A 12,022-nucleotide genomic window follows, 5' to 3' on the forward strand; every position below is an offset into this window, starting at 1 on the left:
AGGTCTATATTGTTAAAGAACTTTCCTATTGAGCTTTGCTCAAATCGGACGGCCATTTTAGCGAGTTAAAGTTCAGTGTCAATCACTTTTTTCAAACTTTTTTCAAGCGTTTCCGCTTGGCTAATTGGCTTGCTAACTTGACTTCTTACTTTCGAAACCTAAGCTTCGAAGCGTTGCCGTGTCAGCGAGGTGGCATTATAGAGATTGCGATCACATTGGCAAGCCCTTTTTCTCGTTTTTTTTGATTTTTTTATCGTTCGGATAAATTTGCGTCAAAAGCGGTCAAAAGAGCACGTTATTTCTACAGTTCTTTGAATTTATCTGCGAAAAGAGCCACTTTTTCCCAATTGGTGTATTCCACTTCTTTGGTCGTATCGGTTTCGCCACCCGTCATCGACATAATGAACTTAATCATCGTTTTGTCGAACCATCCATAACGTGGGTAATAAAGAGCACCAGCAAAAACACCGATTAAGGTTGGTTTCCAAGGCGACTTCATTAGGAACTTGCGAATGTAAGCGCTGCCCTCTGGCGTATCCTTTCCTTGGTCTTCTTTACGAGCGGTTAGGTTTACGCAGAAAAATGCCACTTTACTTTGTTCAAGCTGATTGAGGTTTCGATCAATAAACTGGTACAGCTTCTTATTAAGATGACCATAACGAATAGACGCTCCAATCAATACCCTGTCGTATTGGCTAAAATCAATCGTCTCAACATTATGTAAATCCACCAGCTCACATTCGAAGCCTGTTAGCTTCTCATCTATATAGTGGAGAATTTTTTTAGTCTGCCCTTCACGGGAGGAATATAGAAATAATGCTTTTGCCACGATTTCCCCTTAGCTACGCCAAAACGTCGGCGTAAGTAGAATAAGTAAGGTAAAGATTTCCAAACGTCCAAACAGCATAGAAACAATCAATACCCATTTTGCTTTGTCGTTCACATCGCCAAAGTGAAGCGCAACTTCACCCAAGCCTGGACCTAAGTTGTTGAGCGTTGCTGCAACCGCAGAAAACGCGCTTAGCTCATCCATCCCTGTAGCAATCAAGCCCAACATACAAACCACGAACACCAAAGCGTAAGCAGAGAAGAATCCCCAAACCGCATCAACGACTCTTTGCGGTAGAGCACTGCCACCCACTTTGATGGTGTATACGGCACGAGGATGTACCAAACGCTTCAGCTCACGCGCACCTTGTAAGGTCAGTAGCAGAATACGGATCACTTTCATACCGCCGCCAGTCGAACCAGCACAACCACCTATAAAAGAAGAGAACAACAACAGCACTGGTAAGAATAATGGCCAATCAGCAAAGCCGGTTGTGGTAAAGCCAGCCGTGGTTGAGATGGACACGGTCTGAAAAAGCGCTTGATCGAATGCATCATAGGTTGAGTCGTAAGAATGGTGATTCAACAATAATAAGAAGCACACCAAGAACAAAACAACTTGTATAAAGATGAACGCGCGGAACTCTGGGTCTTTCCAATAGTATTTAGGATGTACGCCGCCGGATGCAAACGCGGCGAAGTGCAAAGAGTAGTTACATGCCGAGATTAACAAGAAGACAACGGTAATCATGTTGATGGCATAGCTATCGAAATAGCCCATACTGGCATCGTGCGTAGAGAAGCCACCGATAGCAATGGTGGAGAAGCTATGGCTAATAGCATCAAATGGCGTCATACCTGCCAACCAAAATGCTACGGCACATGCAATTGTCAGACTCAAATAGATGTACCACAGTGCTTTTGCTGTCTCAGCAATACGTGGGGTCATCTTAGTGTCTTTTACCGGTCCTGGTATTTCGGCTCGATACAACTGCATACCACCGATACCAAGAACAGGAAGAATGGCTACCGCCAAAACGATGATACCCATACCACCAAACCATTGCAGGAGCTGGCGATAAAAGAGAATCGCTTTTGGCAACTCGTCGAGCCCGACGATCACCGTCGCACCTGTTGTCGTTAAAGCAGAGAAGGACTCAAAAAAAGCGTCAGTCACAGATACATTGGGGTTATCTGAGATCAGAAAAGGGATAGAGCCCGCACTGCCAAGTACAGTCCAGAAAAGAACAACAATAAGGAAGCCATCACGTGCTTTTAGCTCGTGTTTGTGCCTGCGATTTGGGAACCAACAAATCCCACCGCATACAAGAAGTACGAAGAAAGTCGTGACAAAAGGTACACCCGCACCATCTCGATAGATAAGCGCAACCAGCGCAGGCGCGAGCATTGTGACACTAAAAAGTGCGAGCAATAGCCCGACGATTCGAATAATTGAACGAAATTGCATGGATTGATTGACTAGCGAAGCTGTCCCTGTGGCTTCCTATTTTTCATTATTGTCCGTCTAGTGGGGTGACAATTGCCTTTGCACCACTTTTGTTGATGATAGCTTGGGTAAACGCGCTCACTTCACGTAGCTCAATTTCCACCACTAATACCACCTGATCGCTGTATTCAGCATCCACTTCAACCGCACCAAACTGGGGCATAAGCGACTGTGCGATAGGCATAAACCCATAGTCTAACTCTAGTCGGAGTTTTGTGGTTATTTTTTTCTCAATTGTTTGAAGCAGCTTGAGCGCTTGTTGCACGCCGCCACCATAGGCTTTGACCAAACCACCTGTACCGAGCTTGATGCCGCCAGAATATCGAGTCACTACAGCTGTAATCTCTCCAACTCCGGAGCCAGACAGCTGAGCAAGGATCGGTTTACCTGCCGTCCCTGAAGGTTCCCCATCATCACTAAAGCCCCACTTCATCGAGTCTTCTGGTCGACCTGCAACAAATCCCCAGCAGTTGTGTCTTGCATCTGCATGCTTGGTTTTGATCTGCTCAACGAATGCTTTCGCCGCTTCCACGCTTGGCGTGTGTGCTAAGTAAGTAATAAAGACACTCTTTTTAATTTCTTCTTCAAATTGAGCAGGCTGAGCAGGAATCAGATAAGGCAGGTCATTCATAGGATTAGGTCACTTTTCTCTTTGTTCAGAGTCTATCACGAGAGGTAATTGTGAGTCGCATAAGATCTGCCTTAGCGCACAATGTTAAACACTTGTTTAAAAAATGTATTGAAATTAACCAATCTGAAGTCCAAACTAACTTCACTGGTCTAACCAGAACAATAAATAAAACGACTTTCCTCTATATCTATTTGCTGCCCTACAGGCGCTCAGCCCGCAACAAATCGGTATACAGACAATCCAAGATTGTATGTCATGGAGATAGACAATGATTTACCAAGCCGAAACCCTACAGGTAAAGGAAGTACAAGATGGCATTGCAGAATTAAGCTTCTGCTCTCCAAAATCAGTTAACAAGCTCGACCTAGCGACACTAGAGTCACTCGACAAAGCCCTTGATGCACTAAAAGCGCACCAAGGACTGAAGGGCTTGATGCTCACCTCAGATAAAGACGCGTTCATTGTTGGCGCAGATATCACCGAATTCTTAGGTCTTTTTGCCAAGACAGACGCTGAGCTCGATCAGTGGTTGCAATTTGCTAACAGCATCTTCAACAAGCTGGAAGACTTGCCTGTCCCAACTATCTCGGTACTAAAAGGCCACACGTTAGGTGGCGGTTGTGAGTGTGTGCTTGCAACTGACATGAGAATTGGTGACAAGACCACCAGTATCGGTCTACCAGAAACGAAACTGGGTATCATGCCGGGCTTTGGTGGTTGTGTGCGTCTGCCACGTGTTATTGGTGCCGACAGCGCAATGGAAGTGATCACTCAAGGTAAAGCGTGTCGTGCGGATGAAGCGTTAAAAATTGGTCTTCTTGATGCGGTTGTTGATACCGACGCACTTTACGAGTCAGCACTACAAACACTGACATCGGCAATCAACGAAAAACTAGATTGGCAAGCTCGTCGCAAGCAAAAGACATCACCTCTAACGCTAAGTAAGCTTGAATCAATGATGAGCTTTACCATGGCGAAGGGTCTAGTGGCTCAGAAAGCGGGTCCTCACTACCCAGCTCCAATGACTGCCGTTATTACTATTGAAGAAGGCGCTCGCTTTGCTCGTAACGAAGCACTCGACATTGAACGCAAGCACTTCGTAAAACTGGCTAAGTCTGAAGAAGCAAAATCACTGGTTGGTTTGTTCCTTAACGACCAATACATCAAAGGGCTTGCTAAAAAATCGGCTAAGTCAGCGAGTAAAGACACGCAACGTGCAGCTGTGCTTGGTGCGGGTATCATGGGCGGCGGCATCGCTTACCAATCTGCACTCAAAGGCGTGCCGGTGTTAATGAAAGACATCGCGCAACCTTCACTCGATTTAGGCATGACTGAAGCATCTAAGCTGCTAAATAAACGCTTATCTCGCGGTCGCATTGATGGCTTTAAGATGGCTGGTATTTTAGCGTCTATCACACCAAGCCTACATTACGCAGGCATCGAAGAATCAGACGTGATTGTTGAGGCCGTAGTAGAAAACCCGAAAGTAAAAGCAGCAGTGCTGAGTGAAGTCGAATCACATGTCGGTGACGATACCGTTATCACCTCAAACACCTCGACGATTCCAATCAATCTATTAGCAAAATCGCTAAAACGCCCAGAGAACTTCTGTGGCATGCACTTCTTCAACCCAGTGCATCGTATGCCTCTTGTTGAGATCATCCGTGGTGAACACACCTCAGATGAAACCATCAATCGTGTTGTTGCCTACGCAGCGAAAATGGGCAAATCACCAATTGTCGTTAATGACTGCCCTGGGTTCTTTGTAAACCGCGTATTGTTCCCATACTTTGGTGGCTTCAGCATGCTACTTCGCGATGGTGCTGACTTTACGAAAATCGACAAAATCATGGAGCGCAAGTTTGGCTGGCCGATGGGACCTGCATACTTGCTCGATGTTGTTGGTATTGATACTGCTCACCACGCACAAGCTGTTATGGCGCAAGGTTTCCCTGAGCGTATGGGCAAACAAGGTCGTGACGCAATAGATGCGCTGTTCGAAGCAGATAAATACGGTCAGAAGAATGGCAATGGCTTCTACAGCTACACCATTGATAGAAAAGGTAAACCTAAGAAAACCTTCTCTGAAGAGATCTTGCCAGTGCTCGCTGACGTTTGTGCCGATAAGCAGGACTTTGACGATCAGACCATCATTCAACGTATGATGATTCCGATGATCAACGAAGTGGTACTGTGTCTACAAGAAGGCATCATTGCCACTCCACAAGAAGCGGATATGGCTCTGGTTTACGGTCTTGGTTTCCCTCCATTCCGCGGCGGCGTATTCCGCTACCTAGATAGCGTAGGTATCGCTGAGTTTGTTGCAATGGCAAAACAATACTCAGAGCTTGGTGCTATGTACCAAGTACCACAGATGCTGATTGATATGGCGGCGAAAGGTGAAAGCTTTTACGGTGCACAACAGCAAGGTTCTATCTAAGGAGGGATTCTAAAATGACTAATCAAACAAGAAATGTTGTCGTAGTCGATTGTCTACGTACTCCAATGGGTCGCTCTAAAGGTGGTGCTTTCCGTCATACTCGAGCAGAAGATCTATCTGCGCGCCTGATGAAGGGCATTCTTGCGCGTAACCCACAGGTGAACCCAAGTGAGATTGAAGATATCTACTGGGGCTGTGTACAACAAACACTAGAGCAAGGCTTTAACGTTGCTCGTAATGCAGCGCTGCTTGCTGGCCTACCAATTGAGATTGGCGCCGTGACGGTGAACCGCTTGTGTGGTTCATCAATGCAAGCGCTTCACGACGGTACACGTGCCATCATGACGGGTGATGCTGAAATCTGCCTAATTGGTGGCGTTGAGCACATGGGACACGTACCAATGAACCACGGCGTGGACTTCCACCCAGGTATGTCAAAGACGGTTGCAAAAGCAGCAGGCATGATGGGCTTAACGGCTGAAATGCTTGGTAAGCTGCATGGCATTAGCCGTGAACAACAAGACGAGTTTGCTGCGCGCTCGCATGCTCGTGCACATGCTGCAACCGTAGAGGGGCGTTTTAAAAACGAAATCCTACCAATTGAAGGTCATGCGGCTGACGGCACGCTATTCACTCTAGATTACGATGAAGTGATTCGCCCTGAAACATCCGTTGAAGGTCTGTCTCAACTTCGTCCTGTTTTCGACCCAGCAAACGGCACAGTAACAGCCGGTACATCTTCGGCGCTGTCTGATGGTGCATCTGCGATGTTGATCATGAGTGAAGAAAAAGCCAATGAGCTTGGTTTGAAGATTCGTGCACGCATTAAAGGTATGGCCATTGCGGGCTGCGATCCTTCAATCATGGGTTACGGTCCTGTACCTGCGACGCAAAAAGCGCTCAAGCGTGCTGGTCTTTCAATTGAAGACATGGATGTGGTCGAGCTAAACGAAGCATTTGCTGCGCAGTCTCTACCATGTGCTAAAGACTTGGGTCTGCTTGATGTTATGGATGAGAAGGTCAACCTTAACGGTGGTGCGATTGCATTGGGTCACCCACTTGGTTGTTCTGGCTCACGTATCTCAACGACATTAATCAACCTAATGGAAGCCAAAGACGCGAAATACGGTCTGGCAACCATGTGTATCGGTTTAGGTCAGGGTATTGCGACGGTATTTGAACGACCATAGTTTGCTTGAGAAACGCTAGGTTGTAGTGATCAATCCAACAATCACGAGCAAATGAACCAATACTGAAAATTTTTAGTATTACACTTAAGGGCGGCATCTGATGTCGCCCTTTGTTTTACGCTAAACATTGCTTACATGCACAAAAAGCATACATTAAATGCTCAAGTTTCATTTTATTCATAGACAAAGAAGACATACACTTAGCAGCAGTTGATATCTTGCTGCATGTGACCCAGAGTCACGCTACCGCACAATCGGAGAACCTTATGTTTAATGCTCTAGTTCTAAATCAAGAAGACAAACGTACTATCGCTAGCATCGAGCAAATCGATGAAACACAACTGCCTGAAGGCGACGTTCTGATTGACGTTGATTACTCATCGTTGAACTACAAAGACGGTCTTGCAATTACAGGTAAAGGTAAAATCATCCGTAACTTCCCGATGGTGCCGGGTATTGACCTAGCAGGTACGGTAGTAAGCTCAGAAGACGACCGCTACCAAGCAGGCGACAAAGTTGTTCTTACTGGTTGGGGTGTAGGTGAAAACCATTGGGGTGGTATGTCTCAACGTGCTCGTCTAAAAGCGGATTGGCTAGTACCACTACCAAAAGGTCTAGACAGCAAGAAAGCAATGATGGTGGGTACAGCGGGCTTCACTGGCATGCTATGTGTTCAAGCACTGCTTGATGCAGGCATCAAACCTGAAAATGGCGAAATCCTTGTAACTGGCGCAAGTGGCGGTGTAGGCTCAGTAGCAGTAACGCTTCTAGCACAGCTTGGTTACAAAGTTGCAGCAGTGACAGGTCGCGTAGAGAAAAACGGCCCACTACTAGAAAAACTTGGTGCTAGCCGCATCATCGACCGCGTTGAGTTTGAAGAGCCAGCACGTCCGCTTGAAAAGCAAGTATGGGCAGGTGCGGTTGATACAGTGGGCAGCAAAGTACTAGCAAAAGTATTGGCACAAATGGATTACAACAGTGCGGTTGCAGCTTGTGGTCTTGCCGGTGGCTTCGATCTACCGACGACAGTGATGCCGTTCATCCTACGTAACGTTCGTCTACAAGGTGTGGATTCTGTTTCATGCCCATTTGAAAAACGTACTGCAGCGTGGGAAAAATTGGTTGAACTACTACCAGACAGCTACTTCGAACAAGCTTGTACCGAGGTAGAACTAGCAGAAGCACCAAAATACGCTGAAGACATCACAAACGGCCAAGTAACTGGTCGTGTGGTTATCAAACTATAAGCGTTAACCCTTCGATAGAATAAACAAAGCCGGGTCATTGCCCGGCTTTTTGCTATTTCGATTATTGGAAAAATCAGTCCAACCCCATATCTTCGATGCGCTTGGCAATAAGACGACTACATTCTTCACGAACCACTGCTCGCAACCACTCTTGAGCGGGAGAGTGCTCGCAACGTGCATGCCAAATCATCGAATATTCAAATGGTGTGAATTGGAATGGTAATGGCTTCACCACCAAGTCATAACGATCAGCAACCAAGTACGCTAAATCGGCAGGTACGGTAATAATAATGGGCAGAGTATCGACAATCGCCAGCGCCGCTTCCAAGTGATAAGCGCGCAATACCATCTGACGTTGCGGCTTCTCCACCAACGCTTGCTCAATCAGCGCCTTAACCCCATCACTGATGGCAATCATGGCATGCGGATGACTGAGGTAATCATCCAGGCTCATCTCTTTGTCGGCTAATGGATGTTGCTTGGAGAGCATACATAGCACACCGACTCGTCCTAACACTTCACTGCGTAGTGGCTCCACAGGACCTGTAGGGCGACAAATCGCTAAGTCCGCGCCTTCATATGTTAATTGATCAGACAAGCGGTCGTGTTGCAATGGCAAGAAGTTAAACGACACGTTCGGTGCTTCTTGATAAATACGTGGCAGAGCGAAGGGCAGAATGGTTTGCATCGCGTAGTCAGTCGTGGCGATATTAAACGTCTGATCGCAACTGCGTGGATCAAACTCACGTGGAGAAAGTAATTGGCGTAGTGACTCCAAAGGCTCACCCAAAGAACGATCAATTTCTAACGCTTTTTGAGTTGGGATCAAGTGCTGACCTTGACGCGTAAACAGCGGATCACCAAGCAGATCGCGTAAACGCCCTAACACACGACTCATTGCCGATTGGCTTAAATTGAGACGCGTTGCTGCTTTACTGACACTACTCTCTTCGATCAGCACACGTAATGCGACCAATAAGTTCAGATCTCGACGATAGATGTCTTCTAATTCCACGATTTGCCACTTACCATGTAGGGGATTTAGGTAAATTGTACTCTTCAGGCAAAAAAAATCCCGCCTTTCAGCGGGGAAGCCCAAGAAAAATGGGGATAGTGTCGGAATGAAGTGTCGTTAAACTTGGTGAGCGGTGTATCAATAGGTTCCGATTACAGCAAGAAGCGCTAATTTTCTTGCTCAGATGCACCTGACCATTTGTGCATCTCAATCCAAATCCCAATAATCGTTGCACTCATGCCTACAAGAGGCAGCAATGAGGTTTCAGCTGGTGTTCTGAGTACTAATGCGCAGAACGAGATGAAACACAAAACCGAATAGATGGTTAGTCTGTCTAACGCTGTTAACATCGTGTCTCCTTACCAGTTGTTACCAAATTGTTAATTTAAGGTAAATCAAAAAATTCGGTTTGCCAAGTGGTTATTGAATATTTTTTCAACGAAAGTAAAATTCACCGCTCAGTTAGTTACGAGAATCACATTATGAGTTTTAATCCTGAACTGGCGACCAAGACATTAGAGGCGGAAGGATTACGCTGCCCAGAGCCAGTGATGATGGTCAGGAAGACAATTCGAAACATGCAAGATGGTGAGGTGTTGCTGGTTAAAGCGGACGACCCATCCACAACTCGAGATATCCCGAGCTTCTGCCGATTTATGGATCACCAGTTGATTGCGGCACAAACGGAGCAGCTTCCATACCAGTACCTAATTAAGAAAGGTTTGGAATAATCTCAGCAAGATCAAAAACGGCAGCCCAAAAGGCTGCCGTTTGTTTATTCATCGTATTCTAGTGTGCGAACTTCAGATTGTAGCTTGTTTAATTGTTTCCGCATTGCACGCATTTCCTCATGCATCGGAATGATATGAGCCACTCGAATCCACGCTTCTACCGTTAAACCGGTAAGAATGAAAGACCCTGCCACAATCGGCAGCCACATATCAGTCAGCACCATTGCTAGTAAGCAAAGTGCCAAACCAAAGGTGAATAAATAACTCTGACTCTTTGGGGTCATCCCCATGTAACGTGTAAGCATACCTTTGCCCTCTCGCTATCATTCACACCATTAAATTACCATGACAAGTATGACACTAATATGTCATCCGTCACGGTCTTGAACGATTTTGAGTCAGAGTTTGACGCTGTGTATCACTTCTCTAGTTATTGATAATTCACACCATTTTACGTGCAACAAATCAGAACATTGCCGCTCCGATAGCTAGCGCGATAAACAGGAATGCGGTCACCTTACGAATCAGCCCTAAAGGCATCTTATCAGCCGACAACTTACCAATCAGGACAACAGGTACATTCGCCAGCAGCATACCGATCGTGGTGCCAAGAATCACCCAACTCAACGCATCTGCGTACTGCGCACCCAAGATAGAAGTCGCAATCTGAGTCTTGTCGCCAATCTCCGCAACGAAGAAAGCAATAAAACTGGCAATAAATGGACCACGGTTGGAGATTTGCTCGTCGTCATCCAGTTTATCTGGGATCAACACCCAAGCCGCCATAGCGACAAAACTGACCACCAGCACCCATTTGAGAACTTCAGGCGAAAGATAATCGGCCACCACCACACCTAACCATGCAGCCAAAGCGTGGTTGGCAATGGTTGCCAAAAAGATTGCTGCAATAATAGGGATTGGCTTGCGGTAACGACTGGCAAGTAATAGAGATAGCAATTGGGTCTTATCGCCAATTTCTGCTAACGCTACAGTTGTAATTGAAATAGCTAAAACGCTCACGACATGCTCATTGGGGCGGGATAATTATTTTTAACCTAAGACAAATCTCACGCCCCACCCCGGTTCATGATGATTTGTCTAAGGTCTTGCTAAACTCATCGGGCTGATGAGTCTCGAACGCCATGGTGATTTTGCACCAATTATGTTGACGAACGAACTGGATGAAAAAGACATTTCATCGAGTAAGCTACTCCCCAAAGACAGGCGCAATTCTAGCCATGTTTCCTCATCACCTCAAGAGTGAAAGCCAGTGAAAACTCCCTTTTAGGAAAAATTCAGCAGATAAAGCGGTAAAAATCCATTAAAGGAGAAAATTGCCCACGAATTAATCAAGATTAGCTCTACTCCCATGCTCAATATCTGGGTATACTTGATTGTTAATTTATTCAACCGTAATTACTTTGAATCGCCATTGTTGAGGCAAGAAAACCCAACAAAAAAGAGACGAATTCACGAGTAATAAGAGAATCGCGCGAACCTGACTTATGCAAAAATACGATATCAAAACCTTCCAGGGAATGATCCTCGCGCTGCAGGATTATTGGGCTCAAAATGGTTGTACCATTGTTCAACCACTAGATATGGAAGTTGGTGCGGGTACCTCTCACCCAATGACCTGCCTACGAGCACTTGGCCCAGAGCCAATGTCTACAGCTTACGTACAACCTTCACGTCGTCCTACTGATGGCCGTTACGGTGAAAACCCTAACCGTCTTCAGCACTACTACCAATTCCAAGTAGCGCTAAAACCATCGCCAGACAATATCCAAGAGTTGTACCTAGGTTCTCTAGAGGTTCTTGGTGTCGATCCACTTGTTCACGACATTCGTTTCGTAGAAGACAACTGGGAAAACCCAACACTAGGCGCATGGGGTCTAGGCTGGGAAGTTTGGCTAAACGGCATGGAAGTGACTCAGTTTACTTACTTCCAGCAAGTTGGTGGCCTTGAGTGTAAGCCAGTAACTGGTGAGATCACTTACGGTATCGAACGTCTAGCAATGTACATCCAAGAAGTAGACTCTGTTTACGATCTAGTTTGGAACATCGCACCAGACGGCAGCAAAGTGACTTACGGTGACATCTTCCACCAAAACGAAGTAGAGCAATCAACTTACAACTTCGAGCACGCAGACGTTGAATTCCTATTTGGTTTCTTCGAACAGTGTGAGAAAGAGTGTAAAGAGCTGCTTGAGCTTGAAAAGCCACTGCCACTGCCTGCTTACGAGCGCATCCTAAAAGCTGGTCACGCATTCAACCTACTAGACGCACGTAAAGCGATCTCAGTAACTGAACGCCAACGTTACATCCTACGCATCCGCAACCTGACTAAAGCAGTTGCAGAAGCATACTACGCATCGCGTGAAGCTCTAGGCTTCCCAATGTGCAAGAAAGAACAAGCGTAAGGGGTAGAGT

The 12,022-nt window shown here is 46.1% G+C and carries 12 protein-coding genes; 5 read left to right on the forward strand and 7 right to left on the reverse strand.

Features of this window, described 5'->3' with window-relative positions; genetic code table 11:
- Positions 1–301 precede the first annotated feature (301 nt).
- Genes hemG through KIT90_RS12615 form a run of 3 tightly spaced genes read right to left on the reverse strand, consistent with a single transcriptional unit; the run spans position 302 to position 2,966 of the window.
- Complete coding sequence (hemG, locus tag KIT90_RS12605) at positions 302–829, reverse strand: menaquinone-dependent protoporphyrinogen IX dehydrogenase (RefSeq protein WP_009708068.1); 528 nt, start codon at positions 827–829, stop codon at positions 302–304.
- A gap of 9 nt (positions 830–838) precedes the next feature.
- Entirely contained in the window at positions 839–2,296 is a 1,458-nt protein-coding gene (locus KIT90_RS12610) for a TrkH family potassium uptake protein (protein ID WP_005440865.1), read from the reverse strand.
- 46 nt (positions 2,297–2,342) lie between these two features.
- Positions 2,343–2,966, reverse strand: a complete 624-nt coding sequence (locus KIT90_RS12615; RefSeq protein WP_005440863.1) for a YigZ family protein — start codon at positions 2,964–2,966, stop codon at positions 2,343–2,345.
- Between the two features lie 268 nt (positions 2,967–3,234).
- On the opposite strand from KIT90_RS12615, the gene fadB reads away from it, so the two are divergent.
- From fadB to KIT90_RS12630, 3 genes are all read left to right on the forward strand, one after another.
- The gene (gene fadB / locus KIT90_RS12620) at positions 3,235–5,406 is read left to right on the forward strand and encodes a fatty acid oxidation complex subunit alpha FadB (RefSeq protein WP_285376957.1); all 2,172 of its coding nucleotides are present in this window, start codon (positions 3,235–3,237) and stop codon (positions 5,404–5,406) included.
- Between the two features lie 14 nt (positions 5,407–5,420).
- A complete protein-coding gene (gene fadA, locus KIT90_RS12625) occupies positions 5,421–6,596 on the forward strand; it encodes an acetyl-CoA C-acyltransferase FadA (RefSeq protein WP_005426042.1) in 1,176 nt (391 codons plus the stop codon).
- A 266-nt stretch (positions 6,597–6,862) separates the two neighbouring features.
- The gene (locus tag KIT90_RS12630; RefSeq protein WP_009708064.1) at positions 6,863–7,843 is read left to right on the forward strand and encodes an MDR family oxidoreductase; all 981 of its coding nucleotides are present in this window, start codon (positions 6,863–6,865) and stop codon (positions 7,841–7,843) included.
- A gap of 73 nt (positions 7,844–7,916) precedes the next feature.
- Here the strand turns inward: KIT90_RS12630 and KIT90_RS12635 are convergent, their stop codons facing one another.
- Together KIT90_RS12635 and KIT90_RS12640 are read right to left on the reverse strand one after the other, a co-directional pair.
- Positions 7,917–8,858, reverse strand: a complete 942-nt coding sequence (locus KIT90_RS12635) for a LysR family transcriptional regulator (RefSeq protein ID WP_009708063.1) — start codon at positions 8,856–8,858, stop codon at positions 7,917–7,919.
- A gap of 167 nt (positions 8,859–9,025) precedes the next feature.
- Complete coding sequence (locus tag KIT90_RS12640; RefSeq protein ID WP_009708062.1) at positions 9,026–9,208, reverse strand: hypothetical protein; 183 nt, start codon at positions 9,206–9,208, stop codon at positions 9,026–9,028.
- Between the two features lie 132 nt (positions 9,209–9,340).
- On the opposite strand from KIT90_RS12640, the gene tusA reads away from it, so the two are divergent.
- Positions 9,341–9,589, forward strand: coding sequence for a sulfurtransferase TusA (gene tusA / locus KIT90_RS12645; protein WP_005426051.1), 249 nt, complete (start codon positions 9,341–9,343; stop codon positions 9,587–9,589).
- Positions 9,590–9,633: 44 nt separating this feature from the next.
- On the opposite strand, the gene KIT90_RS12650 is transcribed toward tusA, so the two are convergent.
- Together KIT90_RS12650 and KIT90_RS12655 are read right to left on the reverse strand one after the other, a co-directional pair.
- Positions 9,634–9,894 carry a hypothetical protein gene (locus tag KIT90_RS12650; RefSeq protein WP_009708061.1) on the reverse strand — a complete coding sequence of 87 codons (261 nt, stop codon included), beginning with the start codon at positions 9,892–9,894 and terminating at the stop codon, positions 9,634–9,636.
- A gap of 160 nt (positions 9,895–10,054) precedes the next feature.
- Positions 10,055–10,609 carry a TMEM165/GDT1 family protein gene (locus KIT90_RS12655; protein ID WP_009708060.1) on the reverse strand — a complete coding sequence of 185 codons (555 nt, stop codon included), beginning with the start codon at positions 10,607–10,609 and terminating at the stop codon, positions 10,055–10,057.
- Positions 10,610–11,094: 485 nt separating this feature from the next.
- Between KIT90_RS12655 and glyQ the strand changes: the two genes are divergently transcribed.
- Positions 11,095–12,012: a glycine--tRNA ligase subunit alpha gene (glyQ, locus tag KIT90_RS12660; RefSeq protein WP_005440855.1), complete on the forward strand. Its 918-nt coding sequence runs from the start codon at positions 11,095–11,097 to the stop codon at positions 12,010–12,012.
- Positions 12,013–12,022: the final 10 nt, after the last annotated feature.

Source organism: Vibrio sp. B172a (genome assembly GCF_030248355.1).
Lineage (GTDB): Bacteria > Pseudomonadota > Gammaproteobacteria > Enterobacterales > Vibrionaceae > Vibrio > Vibrio owensii.

Excerpts from the sequence above, each read along its gene's own strand:
- KIT90_RS12610 (WP_005440865.1), bottom strand. The coding sequence starts at position 2,296 with ATGCAATTTCGTTCAATTATTCGAATCGTCGGGCTATTGCTCGCACTT.
- KIT90_RS12615 (WP_005440863.1), bottom strand. The coding sequence starts at position 2,966 with ATGAATGACCTGCCTTATCTGATTCCTGCTCAGCCTGCTCAATTTGAA.
- fadB (WP_285376957.1), top strand. The coding sequence starts at position 3,235 with ATGATTTACCAAGCCGAAACCCTACAGGTAAAGGAAGTACAAGATGGC.
- fadA (WP_005426042.1), top strand. The coding sequence starts at position 5,421 with ATGACTAATCAAACAAGAAATGTTGTCGTAGTCGATTGTCTACGTACT.
- KIT90_RS12630 (WP_009708064.1), top strand. The coding sequence starts at position 6,863 with ATGTTTAATGCTCTAGTTCTAAATCAAGAAGACAAACGTACTATCGCT.
- KIT90_RS12640 (WP_009708062.1), bottom strand. The coding sequence starts at position 9,208 with ATGTTAACAGCGTTAGACAGACTAACCATCTATTCGGTTTTGTGTTTC.
- tusA (WP_005426051.1), top strand. The coding sequence starts at position 9,341 with ATGAGTTTTAATCCTGAACTGGCGACCAAGACATTAGAGGCGGAAGGA.
- KIT90_RS12650 (WP_009708061.1), bottom strand. The coding sequence starts at position 9,894 with ATGCTTACACGTTACATGGGGATGACCCCAAAGAGTCAGAGTTATTTA.
- glyQ (WP_005440855.1), top strand. The coding sequence starts at position 11,095 with ATGCAAAAATACGATATCAAAACCTTCCAGGGAATGATCCTCGCGCTG.